The sequence below is a fragment of the Enterobacter adelaidei genome (assembly GCF_041937165.1).
In the GTDB taxonomy this organism is placed as follows: Bacteria; Pseudomonadota; Gammaproteobacteria; order Enterobacterales; family Enterobacteriaceae; genus Enterobacter; species Enterobacter adelaidei.
In genome coordinates this window covers 939,864-963,649 of record NZ_CP154353.1, presented here as the reverse complement: position 1 = coordinate 963,649, position 23,786 = coordinate 939,864, and the positions used below count along the sequence as shown (strand labels likewise).

The 23,786-nt window shown below is 54.4% G+C and carries 21 protein-coding genes and 1 pseudogene; 5 read left to right on the top strand and 17 right to left on the bottom strand.

Annotated features, from left to right (window positions below; genetic code table 11):
* Nucleotides 1-9: 9 nt before the first annotated feature.
* The 3 genes from yajC to queA are packed head-to-tail and all read right to left on the bottom strand — an operon-like array spanning nucleotide 10 to nucleotide 2,616.
* Nucleotides 10-342, bottom strand: a complete 333-nt coding sequence (gene yajC / locus AAHF05_RS04695) for a preprotein translocase subunit YajC (RefSeq protein ID WP_000007630.1) — start codon at nucleotides 340-342, stop codon at nucleotides 10-12.
* Between the two features lie 22 nt (nucleotides 343-364).
* Entirely contained in the window at nucleotides 365-1,492 is a 1,128-nt protein-coding gene (tgt, locus tag AAHF05_RS04690) for a tRNA guanosine(34) transglycosylase Tgt (protein ID WP_028017667.1), read from the bottom strand.
* Between the two features lie 53 nt (nucleotides 1,493-1,545).
* Nucleotides 1,546-2,616, bottom strand: coding sequence for a tRNA preQ1(34) S-adenosylmethionine ribosyltransferase-isomerase QueA (queA, locus tag AAHF05_RS04685; RefSeq protein WP_129323810.1), 1,071 nt, complete (start codon nucleotides 2,614-2,616; stop codon nucleotides 1,546-1,548).
* A gap of 92 nt (nucleotides 2,617-2,708) precedes the next feature.
* Between queA and acpH the strand changes: the two genes are divergently transcribed.
* Nucleotides 2,709-3,290: an ACP phosphodiesterase gene (acpH, locus tag AAHF05_RS04680; RefSeq protein ID WP_129323809.1), complete on the top strand. Its 582-nt coding sequence runs from the start codon at nucleotides 2,709-2,711 to the stop codon at nucleotides 3,288-3,290.
* Nucleotides 3,291-3,417: 127 nt separating this feature from the next.
* Nucleotides 3,418-4,020, top strand: a complete 603-nt coding sequence (locus tag AAHF05_RS04675; RefSeq protein WP_008503347.1) for a peroxiredoxin — start codon at nucleotides 3,418-3,420, stop codon at nucleotides 4,018-4,020.
* 45 nt (nucleotides 4,021-4,065) lie between these two features.
* Here the strand turns inward: AAHF05_RS04675 and AAHF05_RS04670 are convergent.
* The 8 genes and pseudogenes from AAHF05_RS04670 to phoB form a co-directional block, all read right to left on the bottom strand.
* A pseudogene (locus AAHF05_RS04670) lies at nucleotides 4,066-5,936 on the bottom strand (amidohydrolase).
* Nucleotides 5,937-5,957: 21 nt separating this feature from the next.
* Nucleotides 5,958-6,503, bottom strand: a complete 546-nt coding sequence (locus tag AAHF05_RS04665) for an antibiotic biosynthesis monooxygenase (RefSeq protein WP_028017671.1) — start codon at nucleotides 6,501-6,503, stop codon at nucleotides 5,958-5,960.
* Between the two features lie 48 nt (nucleotides 6,504-6,551).
* Nucleotides 6,552-7,193: a hydrolase gene (locus AAHF05_RS04660; RefSeq protein WP_014069092.1), complete on the bottom strand. Its 642-nt coding sequence runs from the start codon at nucleotides 7,191-7,193 to the stop codon at nucleotides 6,552-6,554.
* Nucleotides 7,194-7,393: 200 nt separating this feature from the next.
* On the bottom strand, nucleotides 7,394-9,211 hold the full coding sequence (gene malZ / locus AAHF05_RS04655; RefSeq protein ID WP_129323808.1) for a maltodextrin glucosidase: 1,818 nt from the start codon (nucleotides 9,209-9,211) through the stop codon (nucleotides 7,394-7,396).
* 131 nt (nucleotides 9,212-9,342) lie between these two features.
* Nucleotides 9,343-10,716 carry a proline-specific permease ProY gene (gene proY / locus AAHF05_RS04650; protein ID WP_129323807.1) on the bottom strand — a complete coding sequence of 458 codons (1,374 nt, stop codon included), beginning with the start codon at nucleotides 10,714-10,716 and terminating at the stop codon, nucleotides 9,343-9,345.
* 81 nt (nucleotides 10,717-10,797) lie between these two features.
* Nucleotides 10,798-12,117: a branched-chain amino acid transporter carrier protein BrnQ gene (brnQ, locus tag AAHF05_RS04645; RefSeq protein ID WP_114977912.1), complete on the bottom strand. Its 1,320-nt coding sequence runs from the start codon at nucleotides 12,115-12,117 to the stop codon at nucleotides 10,798-10,800.
* A gap of 409 nt (nucleotides 12,118-12,526) precedes the next feature.
* Entirely contained in the window at nucleotides 12,527-13,822 is a 1,296-nt protein-coding gene (gene phoR, locus AAHF05_RS04640) for a phosphate regulon sensor histidine kinase PhoR (protein ID WP_049007507.1), read from the bottom strand.
* Between the two features lie 21 nt (nucleotides 13,823-13,843).
* Entirely contained in the window at nucleotides 13,844-14,533 is a 690-nt protein-coding gene (gene phoB, locus AAHF05_RS04635; protein ID WP_003859122.1) for a phosphate response regulator transcription factor PhoB, read from the bottom strand.
* Between the two features lie 186 nt (nucleotides 14,534-14,719).
* Here phoB and sbcD point away from each other — a divergent pair, with 186 nt between their 5' ends.
* Both sbcD and sbcC read left to right on the top strand, forming a co-directional pair.
* A complete protein-coding gene (gene sbcD, locus AAHF05_RS04630) occupies nucleotides 14,720-15,925 on the top strand; it encodes an exonuclease subunit SbcD (RefSeq protein WP_129323805.1) in 1,206 nt (401 codons plus the stop codon).
* Nucleotides 15,922-19,053 carry an exonuclease subunit SbcC gene (gene sbcC / locus AAHF05_RS04625; protein WP_129323804.1) on the top strand — a complete coding sequence of 1,044 codons (3,132 nt, stop codon included), beginning with the start codon at nucleotides 15,922-15,924 and terminating at the stop codon, nucleotides 19,051-19,053. The genes sbcD and sbcC overlap by 4 nt, the downstream gene beginning before the upstream one ends.
* A 73-nt stretch (nucleotides 19,054-19,126) precedes the next feature.
* Here the strand turns inward: sbcC and mak are convergent, their stop codons facing one another.
* Nucleotides 19,127-20,032 (bottom strand): fructokinase, encoded by a 906-nt coding sequence (gene mak / locus AAHF05_RS04620; RefSeq protein WP_129323803.1) that lies wholly within the window; start codon nucleotides 20,030-20,032, stop codon nucleotides 19,127-19,129.
* A 123-nt stretch (nucleotides 20,033-20,155) separates the two neighbouring features.
* On the opposite strand from mak, the gene rdgC reads away from it, so the two are divergent.
* Entirely contained in the window at nucleotides 20,156-21,070 is a 915-nt protein-coding gene (gene rdgC / locus AAHF05_RS04615) for a recombination-associated protein RdgC (protein WP_028017678.1), read from the top strand.
* 48 nt (nucleotides 21,071-21,118) lie between these two features.
* Here rdgC and ppnP read toward each other — a convergent pair whose 3' ends face one another.
* From ppnP to AAHF05_RS04590, 5 genes are all read right to left on the bottom strand, one after another.
* Nucleotides 21,119-21,406 (bottom strand): pyrimidine/purine nucleoside phosphorylase, encoded by a 288-nt coding sequence (ppnP, locus tag AAHF05_RS04610; RefSeq protein WP_008503270.1) that lies wholly within the window; start codon nucleotides 21,404-21,406, stop codon nucleotides 21,119-21,121.
* A gap of 71 nt (nucleotides 21,407-21,477) precedes the next feature.
* Nucleotides 21,478-22,155, bottom strand: a complete 678-nt coding sequence (locus AAHF05_RS04605; protein WP_028017679.1) for an AroM family protein — start codon at nucleotides 22,153-22,155, stop codon at nucleotides 21,478-21,480.
* Nucleotides 22,156-22,392: 237 nt separating this feature from the next.
* Complete coding sequence (gene yaiA, locus AAHF05_RS04600; RefSeq protein ID WP_028017680.1) at nucleotides 22,393-22,584, bottom strand: protein YaiA; 192 nt, start codon at nucleotides 22,582-22,584, stop codon at nucleotides 22,393-22,395.
* A gap of 45 nt (nucleotides 22,585-22,629) precedes the next feature.
* Entirely contained in the window at nucleotides 22,630-23,154 is a 525-nt protein-coding gene (aroL, locus tag AAHF05_RS04595) for a shikimate kinase AroL (RefSeq protein WP_028017681.1), read from the bottom strand.
* A 144-nt stretch (nucleotides 23,155-23,298) separates the two neighbouring features.
* The gene (locus tag AAHF05_RS04590; protein ID WP_014830847.1) at nucleotides 23,299-23,757 is read right to left on the bottom strand and encodes a YaiI/YqxD family protein; all 459 of its coding nucleotides are present in this window, start codon (nucleotides 23,755-23,757) and stop codon (nucleotides 23,299-23,301) included.
* Between the last annotated feature and the right edge of the window lie 29 nt (nucleotides 23,758-23,786).

Below are 23,786 nucleotides of genomic sequence, written 5' to 3'. Positions count from 1 at the left end.
AAGTTGGGATTACAGCGCCTTCATAGTGCCTTTCGGCAGAACGGCAGCTACGAAGTCACGTTTGATAACCACTTCAGTGGTGTCGTTCAGCGCGATAGCAATGTAGCCGCTTTCAGCCACTTTGGTTACGCGACCAACCAGACCACCGTTGGTCAGCACTTCATCGCCTTTCGCGATGGAGTCCATCAGCTTTTTGTGCTCTTTGGTACGCTTTTGCTGTGGGCGCAGGATCATGAAGTAGAAGATCAGACCGAACACAACCAGCATCAGAATCAGAGACATCGGGCTGCCCTGCGCCGGAGCACCTGTTGCCGCTACCGCATCAGAAATAAAAAAGCTCATTCAAATTCCCTCATTATTAAAATTAATCAACGTTCAAAGGTGGAACGGTTCGACCCTGGCGTTGGTAGAAATCGGTCACGAAGCTCTCTAATTTACCCTCTTCGATAGCCTTGCGTAAACCAGCCATTAAGCGCTGATAATAGCGAAGGTTATGAATGGTATTGAGACGCGCACCCAAAATCTCATTGCAACGATCGAGATGATGCAGATACGCGCGAGAATAATTGCGACAGGTATAGCAATCGCACTCGGCATCGAGCGGACTGGTGTCACTCTTATGCTTCGCGTTACGGATTTTCACCACGCCATCGGTAACAAACAGATGACCATTACGCGCGTTACGGGTTGGCATCACGCAGTCGAACATATCAATGCCGCGACGTACACCTTCAACCAGATCTTCTGGTTTACCCACACCCATCAGGTAACGGGGTTTATCTGCCGGGATTTGCGGGCAGACATGTTCCAGAATGCGATGCATGTCTTCCTTCGGCTCACCCACAGCCAAACCGCCGACAGCGTAGCCATCAAAACCTATCTCTACCAGACCTTTAACGGAGATATCACGTAAATCTTCGTAAACACTGCCCTGAATAATGCCGAACAGCGCATTTTTGTTCTCCAGGGAGTCAAAACGGTCGCGGCTACGCTTCGCCCAACGCAAAGACATCTCCATAGAGCGTTTAGCGTAATCCCAGTCGGCCGGATACGGTGTACATTCGTCGAAGATCATGACGATGTCAGAACCGAGATCGTACTGAATCTCCATCGATTTTTCTGGATCGAGGAAAATAGGATCGCCGTTGATCGGGTTACGGAAGTGTACGCCCTGCTCGGTGATCTTGCGAATATCACCCAGGCTGAAGACCTGGAAACCGCCGGAGTCGGTCAGGATAGGGCCTTTCCACTGCATGAAGTCGTGCAGGTCACCGTGGAGCTTCATGATCTCCTGACCCGGACGCAGCCACAGGTGGAAGGTGTTGCCGAGGATAATCTGTGCACCAGTGGCTTCCACTTCTTCCGGCGTCATCCCTTTTACGGTGCCGTAGGTGCCCACAGGCATAAACGCGGGGGTTTCCACCACACCGCGATCAAACACCAGGCGACCGCGACGCGCGCGGCCATCGGTGGTATCGAGTTCAAATTTCATTTTTTCTCCGACGTCAGAAAAACAGTCCAACGTTGTAAAACGGTGCCGCGGACTTATTCCCCGACACGCTCATTCAAAGCCTGCGGATTGTACGTGATAAACATCGCGTCCCCGTAGCTAAAAAAGCGATATTTTTGTTCTACCGCAGACTTGTAGGCATTCATCGTATGCTGATAACCCGCAAACGCGGACACCAGCATAATCAGCGTGGATTCAGGCAGATGGAAGTTGGTCACCAGCGCATCAATGACTTTGTACTGATAACCTGGGTAGATGAAGATCTGCGTATCTCCAAAGAACGGTTCGATAAGATCGTTCTTCGCGGCCTGTGCGGCGCTCTCAAGCGAACGCACAGAGGTAGTGCCGACGGCAATCACGCGGCTCCCCCGGCCTTTCGCCGCCAGAACAGCATCCACCACGTCCTGCGGTACTTCGGCATACTCGGAGTGCATGATGTGATCTTCGATGCTGTCCACGCGCACCGGCTGGAAGGTACCCGCGCCAACGTGCAGCGTCACGAACGCCATCTCAACGCCTTTTGCACGCAGTTTTTCCAGCAGCGGTTCATCAAAGTGCAGACCCGCGGTCGGCGCGGCGACTGCGCCAGGTTTCTGGCTATAGACAGTCTGGTACAGCTCGCGGTCGGCCTCTTCGTCCGGACGCTCAATGTACGGCGGCAACGGCATGTGGCCGATAGCATTCAGAATGTCGAGCACAGAACGCTCGTCATCGAATTCCACCTCGAACAGCGCATCGTGGCGCGCGGTCATGGTCGCTTTGATGCTCTCGTCATCACCGAGCAGCAGTTCTGCACCCGGTTTGGGTGCTTTAGAGGCGCGAATATGTGCCAGAATACGTTTATCATCGAGCATACGTTCGACCAGCACTTCAATCTTGCCGCCGCTGGCTTTACGGCCGAACAGGCGCGCCGGGATCACGCGGGTATTGTTAAAGACCAGCAGATCGCCAGGGTTGAGCTTGTCGAGCAAATCGGTGAAAGTACCGTGCGTCAGATCGCCCGTTGGCCCATCCAGTGACAGCAAACGACAGCTACTGCGCTCAGGCATTGGATAGTGAGCAATCAGGGATTCAGGTAGTTCAAAGGAGAAATCGGCGACGCGCATGACGTATACTCGTGACTTAAAAACAGGCGGCATAGTCTAGTGCTCACACCCTTTTGCTGCAACAACTAGCCACCCCCGGACAAATAAAACGCATGAATTTTCTCGCTCACCTGCATCTCGCACACCTCGCTGACAGCTCCCTTTCCGGTAATTTGCTGGCCGATTTCGTACGCGGTAACCCCGCTGAGAACTATTCCCCTGAGATCGTTGACGGTATTTTTATGCATCGCCGTATCGACGTGCTGACAGATAACTTGCCGGAAGTGACGGAAGCCAAAGCGTGGTTTCGCCCCGAAACGCGCCGCGTTGCGCCGATCACGCTCGACGTGATGTGGGATCACTTCCTGTCGCGCCACTGGGCACAACTCTCGCCGGAGTTGCCATTAACGGATTTTGTGCGCTATGCCCACCAGCAGGTGTCGATCATTTTGCCCGACTCGCCGCCGCGCTTTGTGAATCTGAATAACTACCTGTGGTCAGAACGCTGGCTGGAGCGCTATCGCGAGATGGATTTCATTCAGAATGTGTTAAATGGGATGGCCAGTCGCCGACCGCGCCTGGATGCGCTACGCGACTCCTGGTATGACCTGGATGAACATTACGATGCGCTGGAGACCCGGTTCTGGCAATTCTATCCGCGCATGATGGCGCAGGCGAAAAACAAACAGCTCTGACAGAATTCGCATTGATAGGTAAAAGCTGGCGGAACGATTGTCACCACCTCTTTGTCTTATCCATGAACACTCTCTATACTGGCTCGCGTTGCGTTCCAAATAACCTTAGTATCTACAGGAGAATCATATGGTTCTGGTAACTCGTCCGGCTCCGGATTTTACAGCTGCAGCAGTTCTGGGCAACGGTGAAATCGTTGAAAACTTCAACTTCAAACAGCACACCAACGGTAAAGCGACCGTTCTGTTCTTCTGGCCAATGGACTTCACTTTCGTTTGCCCGTCTGAGCTGATCGCGTTCGACAAACGTTATGAAGAATTCCAGAAGCGTGGCGTAGAAGTTGTTGGCGTCTCCTTCGACTCTGAATTTGTACACAACGCATGGCGTAACACCCCTGTCGACAAAGGCGGCATCGGTGCGGTGAAATACGCAATGGTTGCGGACATCAAACGCGAAATCCAGCAGGCTTACGGTATCGAACATCCGGACGCTGGCGTTGCACTGCGTGGTTCTTTCCTGATCGACGCAAACGGCATCGTGCGTCACCAGGTTGTGAACGATCTGCCGCTGGGTCGTAACATCGACGAAATGCTGCGTATGGTTGACGCGCTGCAGTTCCACGAAGAGCACGGTGAAGTGTGCCCTGCTCAGTGGGAAAAAGGTAAAGAAGGTATGGCTGCCTCTCCAGACGGCGTAGCGAAATACCTGTCTGAGAACGTATCCAGCCTGTAATCGGCACGGTTTACGAAAAAGGCCCGCTTATGCGGGCCTTTTGTTTTAGAACGCGAAGCACGAACACCCTAACACGCCCCAGAATGCCTGTTCATCGGAGACAGGAATATCCGACTGGCGCGCGATACCGTGCGCATGCCCATGCACGCCACAACTCCCGATGCACTGGTGCATCTGTACCACCGCGCCCACTTTACTGGCGGCTGGCGGTGCGGAGCGATAATGTCCGGGTACCTTCTCACCACCGGCGACCACTCTGGCACAACCGGAATTGGCGGTGGCGACAGTGGGCTGAAATGTCCGGCGGCATACACCACCTTGCCATCCACCACGGTCACTACCGATTCAATACCTTTGATCTCCTCTTCCGGCACGCTGAAGTAGTCTTTCGACAGCACCACCAGGTCCGCCAGTTGCCCTTCGACCAGGCGACCTTTTTTACCCTGCTCGCTGGAAAACCACGCACTGCCTGCCGTCCACAACTCAAGGGCAACGTCACGCGGCAGACGGTTATTGTCGTCATACATCGCAAGCCCACCCACGGTACGCCCGGATACCAGCCAGTAGAGCGCAGTCCACGGGTTATAGCTCGCCACGCGGGTCGCGTCCGTACCTAACCCAACCGGCACCTCCAGTTCCAGCATTTTCGCCACTGGTGGCGTGTGCTTCACCGCCTCTTTGCCATAGCGGTCGACAAAGTACTCCCCCTGGAATGCCATGCGGTGCTGGACCGCAATCCCACCGCCCAACGCCTTAACGCGTTCAATATTGCGCTCGGTAATGGTTTCTGCATGGTCGAAGAACCAGTGCAGCCCGTTGAACGGGATATCGCGGTTCACTTTCTCGAACACGTCCAGCATCCGACTGATGGATTCGTCGTAAGTCGCGTGCAAGCGGAACGGCCAGCGGTTTTCCACCAGATGACGCACCACACGCTCCAGTTCGTCTTCCATTCCTTCCGGCAGATCCGGACGCGGCTGAAGGAAATCCTCGAAATCCGCCGCCGAGAAGACCAGCATCTCACCGGCTCCGTTCGCGCGATAGAAATCCGTTCCCTGACCCGGCTTGAGCATATCTGTCCAGCGCTCAAAATCTTCCAGTTCCTGTTTCGGGCGCTGGGTAAAGAGGTTGTAAGCAATGCGCACAGTCATCTGCGCTTTGGCGTGCAGCTCAGCAATTACCTCATAATCTTCCGGGTAGTTCTGGAAACCGCCCCCTGCATCAATTGCGCTGGTCAATCCCAGGCGGTTCAGCTCGCGCATAAACTGGCGCGTAGAGTTCACCTGCTGCTCAATCGGCAGTTTCGGCCCTTTCGCCAGTGTGGCGTAGAGGATCATTGCATTAGGTTTGGCGATCAGCATCCCGGTCGGGTTACCGTTGTTGTCGCGCACAATCTCGCCGCCCGGTGGGTTCGGGGTCTCTTTGGTATACCCGACAGCTTTCAAGGCTGCACGGTTGAGCAACGCGCGATCGTAGAGATGCAGCACAAATACCGGGGTGTCCGGTGCCGCCTCATTGAGTTCTTCGATGGTCGGCATCCGACGTTCAGCAAACTGAAACTCGCTCCAGCCGCCGACAACACGCACCCACTGTGGTGACGGCGTGCGGTCGGCCTGAACTTTAAGCATGCGCAACGCATCCGCCAGTGAAGGAACACCTTCCCAGCGCAGCTCCAGGTTGTAATTGAGCCCGCCGCGAATAAGGTGCAGGTGAGAATCGTTCAGGCCGGGGATTACCGTGCTTCCCTGTAAATCGACGATCTGCGTTCCCTGCGTCGCATAACTCATGATGCGATCGTGATTACCCGTAGCAAGGATCTTGCCGTTGGCGATCGCTACCGCCTCGGTAAGCGGATTTTCACGATCGAGTGTATGGATCTTACCCTTAGTTAAGATCAGTGTGGCAGTTTGAGACATAACGTACTCCTTTCGGCCGAATCAGGCTTTTTTTAGCCATCCGGCAAACAGACGGGTCACGATGGGCATCCACAGCCAGACCACCAGCGCGACCACACAGGCATCGTTAATCAAATGCAGCAGCAATGAGCCTTTCAGGCCAGGAAGCAGCGCACCAGTCACTTGTGGTACCAGATTGGTGCTGGGAAAGATCACCAGGAGCGTGATCAGAAACTGTTTCCACTGTTTTGGCTTACGTACGTGTGTCTCCGGTGGCGTAAACCAGAACGCAGGTTCCGTACGCACTTCGGTTTTGTCGCCTTCCGCCAGCAGCGGTTCAATCTCTTTCACCAGCGCATTGCGGGTATCAGACTGAGTCCACTCATAGAGGTGTTCGAGGGTGTCGAAGCGGATGATCACCGTCCACAGGTTTTGCCCTTCGGACGGGCGGATCACGTTCGCGCCCAGATGGCCGGGAAATTCCGCCGCGATGGGCATGATCCTGCCAAGCCACTGTTCGTAGTGCTCAGCCTGTCCCGGAAGTAACGTGTGAGTAATCACCAGCGTCACATGTGATGTTTGCGCCATAAAAGCTCCCTGGTCATTGATGGGCGGGAGAACCCCGCCCTGAAAGGTTTACGCTTTACGTTCTGGCGCGCCATGAACGAGGGTGTAGGCATAATCAACGCCCATGCCATAAGCCCCGCTGTGCTCGCGAACCAGGTCCATTACCGCGTCGTAAGTGCCTTTGCGTGACCAGTCGCGCTGGTACTCAAGCAACACCTGCTGCCAGGTCACCGGTACGGCCCCGGCCTGAACCATACGGTCAATCGCTCGTTCGTGCGCATCAACGGATGTACCGCCGGACGTATCGGTTACCACGTACACTTCGAAGCCTTCGTCGAGCGCCATCAGCGCCGGGAAAGTCAGGCAAACCTCGGTCCACAGGGCTGAGATGATAAGTTTCTTACGGCCCGTTGCTTTAACTGCCGCAACAAACGCATCGTCTTCCCAGGAGTTCATCGAGGTACGTTCAATGGGTTTGACATCCGGATGAACCGCCAGCAATTCTGGCCAGATATAGCCGCTGAAGCTTTTCGTTTCGACCGACGTGTAGATAACAGGAACATCAAAAATTTTGCCGGCTTTCGCCAGTGCTACCGTATTATTCTTCAGCAATTGACGGTCAATATTAGCGACACCAAAGGACATTTGCGGTTGGTGATCGATAAAAATCAGTGCGGAATTGGATGGGTCAATCAGTTCACGAATAGACATAAAAGTACCTTTTAAACAATGAGTTAAAAGTAAACATTCGGTGTGCTATATGAGAAAGGGCCCTGACTGATAAAGCAAATTGAGTATAGCGAGAATTGACTGAGCGAATAGTAAAGATATTTGTCCCCTCTGTTGAATAAAACCGAACAACACAGGGAAATATTCTGCAACCCGTACACCGTACCGGTTGCAGACAGAGATTAATTACCGAACCAGATGGAAGCAGAAATTGCAGGTAATGAGAGTATGCCTTCCTGAAGAGTCCCTTTACCCTCCTTACATTGCCACGCCTTCACGTGCAGCAATGGGGAGTCATCCAGCACCACTTCACAGGCCTCACCCCGGTTAATCGCCACCAGCACGCGCTGCTGGTTATAAACACGGACAAACACCACCACGTTGTCGTGGGCGTACACCACCTGGCATCCGCCATAGCGTAATGCCTGGTGCTGTTTACGTAACTTCGCCAACCGCTGATAAAGGCTGAACAGCACCTTGTCCTGTTTCGCTGGCTGCCACGGGAAGGTTTTGCGGCAGAAGGGATCATTGTTACCGTCCAACCCTACTTCATCACCGTAGTAAATACAGGGTACGCCTGGCCATGTGAAGAGCCAGGTGACCGCCAGCGGCAGACGCGCCACATCCTTGCCAAGCAGGGATTTAAAGCGCGCCGTATCGTGGCTATCCAGCTGATTAAACATTCTCAGTTGCTGCTGATGCGACAGACCGGCGCGGTAGTTATCCATCCACGCCATACAGGTTTCGGCATCAATGTGATTCGGATCGTAGGAGATATCGGTATTCGCGAGGAATCCCCACAGCGGGAAGGTAAAGCCACGATAGTTCATCGCCGCATCTTCCGCATCGGCCTGCAGCCACTGGCGCGCATCGCCAAAATGCTCGCCAAACACAAACGCCTCTGGCTGAGCCGCTTTTGCAGAGCGGGTAATACCCGCGACGTGTTGAATATTGTTCCGCGCCCCGCCCGCTTCCCCCAGCATGTGCACCACATCCAGGCGCCAGCCATCCATATTCCACGGTGCTTTCAGCCAGTGGCGCACAATGCTGTCTTCACCGCCGTAGATTTCATCGATCAGAGAAGGTGACTGGAAATCCAGCTTTGGCAGGCTCGGATAACCCAGCCAGTCCAGCGCTCGTCCCTCCTCATTAAAGCTATACCAGCTTCTCTGCGGTGAATCCGGGTTATGGCATGCTCCGCTCATCGACTGATTATGACGGTCAAACCACGCGTGTGAATCTCCGCTGTGGTTAAACACACCGTCCAGAATCAGGCGCATACCTTCATTTCTGGTGTTCTGCCGCAGGCGCAATAACGCTTCGTCGCCGCCAAACTGCGCGTCAACGTGGCGATAATCTTCGGTATCGTATTTGTGTACGCTCGGAGCTTTAAACACCGGGTTGAGATACAGCGCCGTCACGCCGAGCTTTTTCAGGTACGGCAGCTTTTCGCTGATACCGTCGAGATCGCCGCCGTAGAACGTCGAACCGCCCGCCTGCGCGGTCAGGGGTTCATCCCACGCTTTCAGGATAATGTCATGGCCCGCGGCATGGTGGTGATAGATCTTATCCTGGTCAGCAGTGCGTTTTTCACTGCGGGCAAAGCGATCCGGGAAAATCTGGTAAAAGACCTGATCGTTAACCCATTGTGGTCCGTTATCCGGGTAATCAACGGCAAACTGCTCAAGACGGGCCGGAGGGAAACGGCTAAACCCCTGCGGGGTAAACCACAGCTGACGGTTGTTCCACAGCAGTTTGAAACTGTAGCGCCGGCGTGACTGCCCGCTGCGCAAGTCGATATTTGCCCGCCAGGCTGTGATACCCGGCTGCGGCTGGCTACGCTGTTTGTGCATTTTCAGCGCGGTCTCTTCGTTATCAATTTCGGCGCGTAGCGTCACGCGTTCAGGCTGATTTTCCCCCGTCAGCCAGAGCGTAATCACAAGGTTGTCTTTGTTTTGCTTAACAAATGGGGCAACCGGAAGGTGCCAGGCGTTTAACATCACGAATCCCCTTTGATGAAATTGACGTCACCTTGCCACAGGGTGGTTAAGGTTAGCTCATCATGATGCGGTTTATTGGGGGAGGAGGATGGGGGAGGAGAAAAAATGCCCGACATCGTCGGGCATTAACATTACTGTGCTTCCGCCAGCTGACGGTCACGGCGGCATTTAAACATCCAGCCAACCAGTAGCAGGACGATCCACGCGAAGCCGACGTATAAGGAAATACGGGTATCCGGGTGGTAGCCAATCAGGGCGATGATAAAGACCAGGAAGAGCAGGCCAACCACGGTCGTTGCCACACCGCCCGGCACTTTGAACTTCAGCGCTTTCAACTCATCCGGAGACAGACGACGGCGGAATGCAATCTGTGACAGCAGGATCATAATCCACACCCACACCGTCGCGAAGGTCGCCAGCGATGCAATTACCAGGAAGACGTTCTCCGGCATGATGTAATTCAGGTAAACCGAGAACAGCAGCGCCACGGTCATCACCACCACGGTGACCCACGGCGTACCGCGGCGTGAGGTTTTGGCAAATACCTTTGGCGCACTGCCCTGCTCCGCCATGCCGTGCAGCATACGCCCCACGCCAAAGACGTCACTGTTGATCGCGGAAAGCGACGCTGTCAGCACGACAAAGTTCAGAATACTGGCAGCAAACGCAATGCCCATATGCTGGAAGGTCAGTACAAACGGGCTACCGTTAGTGCCCACCTGGTTCCACGGGTAGATGGACATGATCACGAACAGCGTGCCCACATAGAACACCAGAATGCGCATCGGCACCGAGTTGATGGCGCGCGGAATCGACTTTTCCGGGTCTTTCGCTTCCCCGGCGGTGATACCGATAATCTCAATACCGCCGTAGGCAAACATCACCATCTGGAGCGACATCACCATGCCGAGCCAGCCATTACTGAAGAAGCCGCCGTTGCTCCAGAGGTTATGGATACCGGTGGGCTGACCGCCGTTACCAATCCCCCAGATGATGATCCCAAAACCGGCAACAATCATGATGATGATGGTGGCGACCTTAAAGAAAGAGAACCAGAACTCCAGTTCACCGAAGACTTTCACGCTCATCAGGTTAACCGCGCAGATGATCAGCACCACGCTCAGCACCCAAATCCAGTGCGGTACCGCCGGGAACCAGACCCCCATATAGATACCAAACGCGGTCACATCGGCAATCGCCACAATCAGGATTTCAAAGCAATAGGTCCAGCCGGTAATAAACCCGGCCAGCGGACCTAAGTTTTCCTGCGCGTAGCGAGAGAATGAACTGGCTGACGGATTGTGAACCGACATCTCCCCGAGGGCACGCATGATGATATAGGCCGCTACACCGCCGATGATGTAGGCCAACAGAACGCTTGGACCGGCCATTTTAATGGCATCTGCCGAGCCATAAAAAAGACCGGTACCGATAGCGGAGCCCAGCGCCATAAAGCGGATGTGGCGCGTGCTCAGCCCACGTTTAAGTTTGTTAGTGCTTTCCATTAAAATCTTGCCATTCAACACGAAAAAAACAAAAAACCACGGGGCCTTAAGCCCCGTGGTTAAACAGTTTGTTGCCGTTGATTAATGGGCGTTCGATGCGACCTGACGCCCTGCAGCACGATCCCAGATAACCGCCAGAACCAGTGCAACAACGGTAGGCATCAGCCAGGCCAGGCCTTGTTCGGACAGCGGCAGACGCTGTGTCCAGGCTGGCAAAATTTCTGCGAAAGCTGATGCTTTAATCCCGTCAAGGATACCAAAAATCAGGCTGATAAACATGGCTGGCGCAATAATTCGTGAGGAGTTATTCCACCACGGGCGAGTAAAGCTCAGTACCACCAGCACGATACACGGCGGGTAGATAGCCGTCAGCACCGGAATAGAGACCTGAATCAGGTGGCTCAGACCGAGGTTTGACACCGCCATGGAGAAGATGCCGAGAATAAATACCAGTGCGCGGTAAGAGAGCGGCAGATACTGCGCAAAGAACTCCGCACAGGCGCAGGTCAGGCCAACGGCGGTCACCAGACATGCCAGGAAGATGAGCGCTGCCAGCAGCATACTGCCCGCACCGCCGAAGGTGTGCTGAACATAAGCATGCAGAATAGCCGCGCCATTCGCGTTTTGATCAACCAGCATGGCGCTATCGGAACCCAGACGGAACAGCGCCAGATAGAGCAGCGTCAGGCCCACGCCGGCCATCAGGCCAGCCCAGATGGTGTAGCGGGTCAGCAGACGTGCTTCGGTCACACCACGGGAACGCGCGGCGTTAACGATGACGATACCAAACACCATTGCGCCCAGCGTATCCATCGTCAGGTAGCCGTTCACAAAGCCGTTGGAGAATGCGGCATTTTTGTAGGCATCCATGGCGTCACTAATCGGACCTGCCGGCCAGACAATCGCCGCAACCGCCAGCACAATCAGCGCCACAATTTTCAGCGGAGCCAGGAAGTTACCTACGGTATCCAGCAGCTTGCCCGGATAGAGAGAAACCAGAATCACAATCGCGAAGTAGATCAGGCTGTAGATAAACAGCGGCATCGCGCCGTCACCGGTCAGAGGAGCAATGCCCACTTCGAAGGAAACGGTCGCCGTGCGCGGGGTCGCAAACAGTGGGCCCACTGCCAGATAGCAGACGGTTGCCAGCAGAACACCCGCCACTTTGCCGATCGGGGTGCTGAGGCTATCAACACCGCCACCCACTTTCGCCAGGGCGATAACGGTCAGTACCGGTAAACCCACAGCAGTAATCAGGAAACCAAATGCAGCAGTCCAGACGTGTTCACCCGCCTGTAAACCAACCATTGGAGGGAAAATGATGTTGCCTGCGCCAACGAACAGCGCAAATGTCATAAAGCCCAGCGCGATGATGTCACGCGATTTTAAGTGATGGGTCATAAAACCTTACTGCCTGTGGATGTGGTGTTGAAAACATTGAGCTTTTCGATTTCCCTGGTGGGAAGATACAGCCGAAAAATTGCTCAATTTCAGCGGGAAATGCTCCCGTCCTGGCGTGGAGAAGAATAGTTTTTCGATTTACCACGCAAATACAGTCGGTCTGACAGTATCTGGGGCGCAATTTAAACGCTTATAACGTTTAAAGGCAAGGTGGGATCGCAAAACCAGAACAATATGCCACCATGAAAAAACATACCAGCACAATACGCTAATTATCAGAAAAACCCATGGCTAATCATGCGAACAAAAAACAGTCAGCCGTATAAAATTCATTCGCGTTTCGTTTGACTGCAAAGCAAACGGGCCAGCAAACGCTGACCCGTGGAAAGATAAAATGACACACCCGTTATCAGGCGATCTTTTTGGCAATTAATCGTTCCGGGATCACGAAACTAAAGCGGGTTCCCTTACCCAGGGTACTCTGAATATCGAGGCGGCTTTCATGGTGATTGACGGCATGTTTTACAATCGCCAGCCCCAGACCGCTTCCCCCTGTCTGTCGCGATCGCGCCTTATCCACGCGATAGAAGCGTTCGGTCAGACGCGGGATGTGCTCCGGAGCAATCCCCGGACCATTATCCTCGACGCTAAATTCAGCACCCGTAGGGGTATGCTGCCAGCGCACCACGATCTCCGTCCCTTCCGGCGTATGATTCACCGCGTTATACACCAGGTTGGAAATGGCGCTGCGCAACTCATCTTCACTGCCCAGAACCTTCAGCGTATTGTCGACCTCAAAAGTCAGGTGGTGCTTTTTATGGCTTAGCGTCTGTGCTTCACGCTCCACCACCCGCAGCATCATGGGGACATCAATGGTGTCATTCAGCGCAAGCGTTGGCGCCGCTTCGATCTTTGAGAGCGTCAACAGCTGTTTCACCAGACCTTCCATACGGTGCGTTTGCTCGCGCATGGTGTGCAGCGCTTTTTCACGTGGCGCGCCCTCAAGCGTTTGCTCCTGCATCATCTCCAGGTAACCCTGAAGTACGGTCAACGGGGTACGTAATTCGTGGCTCACGTTCGCGAAGAAGTTGCGTCGCGCGCCTTCCAGCTGGTGCATCTGGGTGACATCGCGCGCCACCATCAGCCACTGCCGATCGCTGTAGGGCATCACGCGGATTTCCAGATGGCGACCATTATTGAGTTTCAGATTATGCGGACCGGTAAAATCACGCTTTTTTAGATACTGCGCAAACTCAGGATAACGCAGAAGGTTGAGGATATTCTGGCCATTATCATCCGGCCAGCGCAACCCCAGCAACTGTTGCGCAAGACCATTACACCAGAAGATTGTCCCTTCTTCGGTCGTCAGAATGACCGCATCCGGCAGCGACTCCGCCCCGCTGCGAAAACGCTTGATCAGGCTTCCCAGTTCGCGGCGGCGCTTTTTATTACGCATCTGCATCTGATGCAAACCGTAAAGCAGCGGTTCCCAACTGCCGCTTCCCGGCGGCGGTGTCATACTTCGGTCAACCCATAGCCACCAGGAGAGGCGCAACAGGTTCCAGAAATGCCAGATCAGCAGCCCGGTGACCGAGGCCAGCAGAAACCACGGCAGATGTCCAAGAAAGGCCCCCAGAATGAAGGCCGGAATACAACATAAGATCAGTTCAAAGACGAGCCTTTTCCATGACAGACGTTCCAGCACGCGTCACACTCCTGTCATTGTTCAGAAACGGGTAGAAAAACGATAACCCGTGCCGCGGACCGTCTGCACCATGCGATCGTGGCCGCTCAGTTCCAGCGCTTTTCGCAGGCGGCGGATATGGACGTCAACCGTCCGGTCTTCGACATACACGTTAGTTCCCCAGACGTTATTCAGCAACTGTTCGCGGCTGTAAACGCGTTCCGGGTGAGTCATGAAGAAGTGCAGAAGTTTAAATTCGGTAGGCCCCATGTCGAGCGGGTTTTCGCCCGTCATGACGCGGTGTGAGGTCGGGTCAAGGCTCAGACCTTGCATCTCAATCACCTCTTCCACTGCCATCGGTGAAATGCGGCGCATTACGGCTTTGATACGAGCAACCAGCTCTTTCGGGGAGAACGGCTTGGTAATGTAATCATCGGCACCCGTTTCAAGCCCACGCACGCGATCCTCTTCTTCACCACGTGCCGTGAGCATGACAACGGGGATATCGCGGGTCATCGCTTCACGTTTAATGTGTTTGATAAACTGCAGTCCAGAGCCGCCAGGCAACATCCAGTCGAGCAGAATCAGATCGGGCCAGGGCTCATTCAACTGGTTCACCGCGCTGTCATAATCTTCCGCTTCAACCGGCTGGAAGCCATTTTGTTCGAGCACGAAGCACACCATTTCACGAATTGGAGCTTCATCTTCTACGACCAGAATACGTCTCGCCATACTTTGCCCTGTCTTATCTTATTTAAGTTACAAGTTTGTAATGCGGCGTCATTATGCGTCAGATTTATGACAGATTTATGAAAAACCTTACCACTATAAATGGCAAACTGTTGTTTTATTACAGCGGTTATTTTCCGCCCCTGAATGTTTATAATCGCCAACATCTTTTTTCGCCACGGATCTCCTATGCGCATACTTCACACTTCGGACTGGCATCTGGGTCAAAACTTTTACAGCAAAAGCAGGGCAGCTGAGCATGAAGCGTTCCTGAACTGGCTGCTGGATACGGCCCGATCGCGCGAAGTGGATGCGATTATTGTCGCGGGTGACATTTTCGACACCGGCTCGCCGCCAAGCTATGCGCGTGAGCTGTACAACCGCTTCGTGGTAAATCTGCAGCATACAGGCTGCCATCTGGTGATTGTCGCCGGTAATCACGACTCCGTCGCCACGCTGAATGAATCCCGCGACATCCTGGCCTTCCTGAACACTACCGTGGTGGCCAGTGCCGGGCATGCGCCGCAGATCCTGAAAAAACGTGACGGTACACCGGGGGCGGTGCTGTGCCCGGTTCCCTTCCTGCGCCCACGCGATATCGTGCAGAGCCAGGCCGGGATGTCCGGCGGAGAAAAACAGCAGCATCTGTTGCAGAGCATCACTGACTATTATCACCAACAATATACCGATGCCTGTACCTTGCGCGGCGAACAGCTCATTCCGGTGATTGCGACCGGGCATCTCACCACCGTCGGAGCCAGTAAAAGTGACGCCGTACGTGACATTTATATTGGTACGCTGGATGCGTTCCCGGCGCAAAATTTCCCGCCTGCCGACTACATTGCGCTAGGGCATATCCACCGCTCGCAGATGATCGGTGGCTGCGAACACATTCGCTATTGTGGCTCGCCCATTTCGCTGAGTTTTGATGAGACAGGTAAAGCCAAATCTGTGCATCTGGTGAGTTTTAACGGAGGTAAACTCAGCGCCGTCGAAACGCTGGAAGTCCCTGTTACCCAGCCGCTGGCGGTGCTGAAGGGTGACCTTGATGCCATCACCTCCCAGCTTGAACAGTGGCGTGGCATTGCGTTTAACCCCCCCGTCTGGCTGGATATCGAAATCACCACAGACGACTATCTGCATGATATGCAGCGAAAAATTCAGGCGCTGACGGAAGATCTTCCTGTCGAGGTTTTACTGGTACGCCGTAGTCGCGAGCAGCGCGAAAAAATCCTGCTGAGTGCTCAGCGCGAAACGCTGAGTGAACTTAAAGTCGAAGAGGTTTTTGAACGCCGACTGGCCCAGGAAGAGATGGACGATGCAAAACGCGCCCGGCTGAACGAGCTGTTCGCCCATACGCTCCACGCTCTGAATAACGAGGAAGAGAACGCATGAAAATCCTGAGCCTGCGTCTGAAAAACCTCAACTCACTCAAGGGCGAGTGGAAAATTGACTTTACCGCTGAGCCCTTTGCCAGCAACGGGCTATTTGCCATTACCGGTGCGACCGGTGCAGGCAAGACCACCCTGCTCGACGCCATCTGTCTGGCGCTATATCACGAAACACCTCGTCTGAATACCGTGTCACAATCGCAAAACGACCTGATGACACGCGATACCGCTGAATGTCTGGCGGAAGTCGAGTTTGAAGTCAAAGGTGTGGCTTATCGCGCCTTCTGGAGCCAGAACCGGGCAAGGAACCAGGCAGACGGGAACTTACAAGCGCCTCGCGTCGAACTGGCGCAGTGCGAAGACGGTAAAATCCTCGCCGATAAGGTGAAAGATAAACTGGAGCTCACCGCCTCGCTCACCGGGCTGGACTATGGGCGTTTCACTCGCTCAATGTTGCTCTCTCAGGGCCAGTTCGCGGCCTTCCTCAACGCCAAACCGAAAGAGCGTGCCGAATTACTGGAAGAGTTAACCGGCACGGAGATCTACGGCCAGATTTCCGCAATGGTATTTGAGAAACACAAAGCAGCACACAGTGAGCTTGAATTGCGTGAAGCACAGGTCGCTAGTGTGGTGCTGTTGAGCGAAGAGCAACAGCAGCAGTTACAGCAAAGTTTACAGGCACTTACTGACGAAGAGAAAACACTGCTGGCACAGCAACAGCGCCAGCAGAAAGATTATCAGTGGCTTACGCGCCATGATGAGCTTCTTCGCGAGCAACAGCGCGTAAGCGTGTTACAACAGCAGGCACAGCAGGCGCTGACCGACGCCGCGCCTGACCTGGCAAAGCTCCAGCTTGCTCAACCCGCCGCTCAGCTTCGACCGCTTTGGGAGCACCAGCAAGAGCAAGCCTCGCGTCTGGCTCAAACCCAGCAGCGAATTATCGAAGTAAATACTCGCTTACACGATAAAACCGCGCTGCGCTCGCGTATCCGTAATACCGCCATTCGTACCCATGAGCAGTTGCAGACCGAATTAACGGTATTGACGCAGTGGCAGGCAGAACATGATCGATTCCGCTTATGGGGACAGGAAATGGCAGGCTGGCGAGCACACTTCGCTCAGCTTAGCCGTGATAAAAATCAGCTTACTGCCCTGACCGTCCGCCTCACTGAATTACGCCATAAACGGGCCGCCCTGCCGGAAACAACCCTGACGCTGACGGCGGATGAGGTTGCAGTAGCGATGGAACAACAGGCGCAGTCACGAACGATGCGTCAACGTCTGACCTCGCTCCATGCCCGCTATCAGCCGCTACAAAAACGCCTGCACCAGAACGGTGAAAGCGTGCAGAAGGCCCTGGCTGAGCAGGTAAAACTCAATGAAACACTGACGCTACGTCGCCAGCAATACAAAGAGAAAAACCAGCACTATCTGGACCTGAAAGCCCTGTGTGAACGTGAAGCGACGATTAAAGATCTGGAAAGCTATCGTTCTCAGCTTGAGGCAGGTAAACCCTGTCCACTGTGCGGCTCCAGCGAACATCCCGCCGTGGAGAAATATCAAGCGCTTGAACTCACTGATAATCAGCGCCGCCGTGATGCCCTGGAAAAAGAGGTCGCCTCGCTAAAAGAGGAAGGGCTGCTGGTTCTGGGCCAGGTTAATGCCCTGGCTCAACAGATCCAGCGCGAGTCAGGCGAAGCGCAGACACTCTCTCAGGAAGAGCAAGCGCTCACTAAAGAGTGGCAGGAGGTTTGCGCGGCATTAAATATTTCGCTGAATATTCAGGAAGATATTGCCATCTGGATGAGCGAACAGGAGCACTATGAACGCCAGCTTTATCAGCTCAGCCAGCGTCTGACGCTGCAAAACCAGCTCAACGAAATGGAAGAGCAGGAACGCCAGTATCAGCAGCAACTGGCGACAACACGTCAGGGACTGGAAAGCGCCCTGGCCGCACTTTCACTCAGCGTACCTGACGAAGGTACTGAGGCCACCTGGCTGAACGCCCGTGAAACGGAGTTCGCACAGTGGCAGGAGAAACAGACACAGCAGGGTGCGATTCAGGAACGTATAAACGCCCTGAAGCCACTGCTTGACGCACTTCCGGTCACCAACAGTGAAGAGACCGAACCCGCCATTCCTGACAACTGGCGCGCGATCCACGACGAATGCGTGTCTCTGCAGAGCCAACTGGCGGCACACCAGCAGCAGGAAACGCTGGAGCGTGAGCGCCTGCAGCAATCGCAGGTGCAATTCACCCAGGCCCTGTCGGCAAGCTGTTTTGCCGATCAAGATGCGTTCCTTGCCGCTCTGCTGGATGAGAACATGCTCCAACACCTCAATCATCTGAAGCAATCGCTGGAAAACCAGATACAGCAGGCAGCCGCCTTGTCCGGACAGGCAAACCAACAGTTGCAGGCGCACCAGGCACAGCGGCCAGAAGGGCTCGACGCCGATGCACCAGGCCTGCAGATCCAGCTCCAGCAACTGACGCAGCAGCTTCGTGAGAACACCACGCGGCAGGGAGAGATCCGCCAGCAGCTTAAGCAGGATAGCGATAACCGCCTGCACCAACTGGCTTTAATGCAGCAAATTGAAGAGGCCAGCCGTCTGGCAGACGACTGGGGGTACCTGAATGCGCTTATCGGCTCCAGTACCGGCGACAAGTTCCGCAAGTTCGCCCAGGGGCTGACGCTGGACAATCTTGTCTGGCTTGCTAACCAGCAACTTAACCGCCTGCACGGGCGTTATCTGCTGCAGCGCAAAGCCAGCGATGCTCTGGAGCTGGAAGTGGTCGATACCTGGCAGGCGGATGCCGTGCGCGACACCCGTACGCTCTCTGGTGGCGAAAGTTTCCTGGTCAGCCTGGCGCTGGCGCTGGCACTTTCCGATCTGGTGAGTCACAAAACGCGGATCGACTCGCTGTTCCTGGATGAAGGGTTCGGCACGCTCGACAGCGAAACGCTGGATACCGCGCTGGATGCCCTCGACGCGCTAAACGCCACCGGGAAAACTATCGGTGTGATCAGCCACGTCGAGGCGATGAAAGAGCGTATTCCTTTGCAGATTAAAGTGAAAAAGATCAACGGGCTGGGATACAGCAGGCTGGATAAAGAGTATGCGGTGGAGTGAATGGGGGCGGTGCAGTCTGGTGCCCTCACCCTGACCCTCTCCCACAGGGAGAGGGAATAAACACTCTTTGCTTTTATTCCGGCCACAACCAAGCCGCGCCGCGCACGCCGCTGGAATCACCGTGCAGCGCTTTGCGGATCGGGGTTTCACACTCGCCGCCAAACACCCACTGTTTCACCAGATTCGGGACCGTGCTGTACAGGCGGTCGACGTTGCTCATGCCGCCGCCGAGCACAATCACGTCCGGATCGAGAATATTCACCACGTGCGCCAGCGATTTCGCCAGGCGCATTTCGTAGCGGCGGAGCGCCAGTTCTGCCACTGGATCCTGTTCTTCGACCAGACGCATGATCTCGCTGCCTTTAAGCGGCTGACCACTCAGACGGTGGTAGTCGGTCGCAAAACCGGTACCGGAGATAAACGTCTCAATACAACCTTGCTTGCCGCAATAGCACGGTACTTCAGCGCGGTATTTAAGCTCATCTTCGTCCATCCACGGCAGTGGGTTGTGTCCCCACTCGCCCGCCGTACCGTTACCCCCGATATGGGCACGCCCGCCAAAGGCCACGCCTGCACCGCAGCCGGTACCGATGATGACGGCAAAAACGGTATGGGCACCGGCAGCCGCGCCGTCAATCGCTTCTGAAACCGCCAGACAGTTAGCGTCGTTGGCCAGACGCACTTCGCGCTTCAGACGCGCGCTCAAATCTTTATCAAAAGGCTGACCGTTTAGCCACGTCGAGTTGGCATTTTTAACCACCCCGGTATAAGGCGAGATCGACCCAGGGATCCCCATTCCGACGGAGCCGGTTTGTCCTGTCGCCTGCTCTGCCATTTCAACCAGTCTCGCGATCGTCTCGATAGTCTGGTGATAATCATCGCGCGGCGTAGGCAGACGGTGGCGGAACAGCTGTTCCCCCTGCTCGCTCAGTGCGATGACTTCTGTTTTGGTGCCGCCCAAATCAATCCCAATACGCACAAAACTCTCCTCATTATTTTGATTATCAACAGAGTAGAAGCACGCTTCCCGATTAGCAATGCAAGCGATGCGACAATTCGTTATCATGCCCGCTGATTTAACGACAAGGCCGTGGAAATTATCATGCTGTGGTTCAAAAATTTGATGGTTTACCGTCTCAGCCGCGACGTTTCGCTGCGTGCAGAAGAGATGGAAAAACAGTTAGCCGCTTACACCTTTTCCCCTTGCGGTAGCCAGGATATGGCAAAAACCGGTTGGGTTCCGCCAATGGGTTCACAAAGCGATGCACTGACCCACGCCAGCAGCACGGGTCAAATCATCGTCTGCGCCCGTAAAGAAGAGAAAATTCTGCCAACGCCGGTGGTTAAACAGGCGCTCGAAGCGAAGATCTTCAAGCTGGAAGCCGAACAGGGTCGCAAGCTGAAGAAAACCGAAAAAGATTCGCTGAAAGACGAAGTTCTGCACTCTCTGCTGCCGCGCGCCTTTAGCCGCTTCAGCCAGACCATGATGTGGATCGATACCGTTAACGGGCTGATTATGGTGGACTGCGCCAGCGCCAAAAAAGCAGAAGATACGCTGGCTCTGCTGCGCAAAAGCATCGGCTCCCTGCCGGTCGTACCGTTGGCGCTGGAAACACCAATCGAGCTGACCCTGACCGAGTGGGTACGCAGCGGTGCTGCCGCGCAAGGTTTCCAGATCCTCGATGAGGCCGAGCTGAAAGCCCTGCTGGAAGATGGCGGCGTGATCCGCGCGAAGAAACAGGATCTGGTGAGCGACGAGATTGCCGTACACATCGAAGCGGGCAAAGTGGTGACCAAACTGGCGCTCGACTGGCAGCAGCGGATTCAGTTTATGATGTGCGATGACGGTTCAGTGAAACGTCTGAAGTTCTGCGATGAACTGCGCGATCAGAATGAAGACATCGACCGGGAAGATTACGCCCAGCGCTTTGACGCGGACTTCATCCTGATGACCGGGGAACTGGCCGCGTTGATTCAGAATCTGGTGGAAGGTCTCGGCGGCGAAGCGCAAAGATAACAGGCAAAGCGTAGGCCGGGTAAGCGTTAGCGCCACCCGGCTTATTTTTTATTTCAGATAGCGGCACAGATAAGAGGTCGGTTCAGCAACCTGCAGATGGAACTCGCTGTGGCCAGGAACGTTGAAAACTTGCCCGGCTGCGTAAACTTTCCATTCCGTTTCACCCGGCAGTAGGACGTTGAGCGCACCGCTAACGACCGTCATCTCTTCCGCTTCGGCCGTACCAAAAGTGTATTCCCCTTCGGCCATGACACCGACACTGGCGCGGCCAGTGCTGCTGCTGGTAAAACCAATGGATTTCACTTTACCGGAAAAGTATTCGTTACTTTGAAGCATGAACTGGCCCTTATATTTTTAGATAAAAATTCACTATAGGGGTCATGCTCATCACCTGTCACGCAAAATCATTACGTCAGAAGCTCTGAAGCCAGGCGAGCCATCAGAACATTGGATAACAGCACCGGCACATCCAGCGCCTTCTGCAGTAAATCGCGATGATGCTGGTGGAAGCCAAGACAGTCCAGGATCAACACATCCGCCCCTCTCTCCAGCAACTCACGTCCGGCCTCAATCAGTGCGGCATCGCTATCCCAGAAAGGATTTGCCAGCGCATATAAGGGCACTTTTTCAAGCACGTGCCACTTTGCCTCCTGGTTGTCCATCAACTCTTCAATCGGGACGATGACCCCCACCTGATGACCATCAACAATTGAGGCCACCAGCGGCGGGATGATGCGCATCGGCTCCAGCAGAATCGCATTACGCGCCGTGAGACCTTTAATGGGTGCGGTACTCATCAGCAAAATAACGTCATAACCTTGATTATCGAGCACTTCTATCACCCCTTGCAGCGAGCGCTCGATTTTCTGACGCGAAACATGCGCCAGTTTACCGTCACTTAATAACGTCGCCAGGGGATCCTCCCCCGCCTCGACAGCGTAGTCCTCCATGACCTCTTCCCGACTCATCTTCCCCAGCAGGCTAAGATGCGTTATCTGTTGTTCAGAGACATGCTCGGTTAAGAGCGGTAACACTTCGCTTACAGGGACCACACCAATGGTGAGGATCGCCAACGTCGCCTTCATCTTTATCGCCTTCCATTACTACAACATCGTGCACACAGGTACAGGCTCACTACGCTGCACAGTTCATTTTTTCAACAAAACAGCACCAAGCGTAGCAGGTGATCTTCACATCGAAATGTAAAGATCGACCGTCAATATCGGAGTTACTTGTAATAACTAAATATTAACTCCTGCTTAACTTTCTCGATGAGTAAAAAGTGTGATTCAGGCACGATCCTGGAGCGTTTAGGAAAACGGTCAGGTTATATCAGGATCTTCGTAGCGCCGTTTCGCATCCAGCGCTTCCTGTTCAGTCTCGTGTTCACTGATCAGCGAGTCTGGTTTAGGGTGATCGGCACGCAGTTGATACCAGGTAACAGTATGACCCGTATGGCCTTTTTCAACGGTAATAATGCGCGCTTCACGCGGATAGGGAGGTCTGGTCGGCATAGCTCATCCTTTTTTATATGTCTGAGCTATAAGTATAGACGCCGGTTAGCTGGCACAAGCCAAACGTAGAGCAGTAATAATCTGGGTAACCACATCTTCAGGAGCCGCAGAAGCATCCACCACGTGGTGTGCTGCTTCACGGTATAGCGCATCACGTTCAGCCAGCACTTCTCTCACCTCTTCGCTAAGCGGTCTGGAGGTCAGTGCAGGACGTTGCCCCTCTTCCGGAAAGGCTTCCAGACGCCCTACCAGAGCCGAAACAGGTGCACTGAGATAGATCACAATCCCTTTTTCGCGCATAAAGTGGCGATTACATTCAGCCAGAACAATGCCCCCTCCTGTCGCGATAACCGCAGAAGGTGTGGTTACCGCTTTCAGCGCTGCCGTTTCACGTGCGCGGAAGCTGTCCCATCCTTCCTGTTCGACAATGTCCGCGATCGTTCTTCCGGCCTCTGTTTGCAACCAGTGGTCAGTATCCACAAACTGACGATCGCACGCGCGTGCCAGTTCCAGGCCAACGGTGGTTTTCCCACAGCCGCGGGGGCCAACTAAAAAGATGGGTTGGGTCATAACCAGGTGTTCCCCTTGATGCCGGATGGCCGAAGAGTGTAAAGAAATAATTGCAGAAGATGTTTCGATTACTTTACTGCAAAGCGGTACGGGATGACAACCCTGAGGAGGCCATACTGTACCACAAATTGACAATGGTTATCATTACGCGGTGCGACGCTTCACTTCCAGCAACCATTTATCCAGCTCTGCGGCAAACTGCTGACGATCGCGCTGGGATAAGCTGTCTGGCCCACCCGTCTGCACACCGCTGGCGCGGAGCGTATCCATAAAATCACGCATAGTGAGTTTTTCCCGAATGGTCGCAGGTGAATAACGCTCACCCCGAGGGTTAAGCGCTGCAGCCCCTTTCTCCAGCACTTCGGCAGCCAGAGGGATATCCGCAGTGATCACCAGATCTTCCGCGCTACACAGACGGACAATTTCGTTATCAGCCACGTCAAACCCGGCCGGAACCCGCAACGCGCGAATGAATCTGGAAGGAGGGACGCGAATATTCTGGTTCGCCACCAGCGTTAGCGGCATCTGAACACGCTCGGCGGCACGGAACAAAATCTCTTTAATCACATTCGGACACGCGTCCGCATCAACCCAAATCGCCATATTGTCTCCCCTTAATGACTCTGCCGACT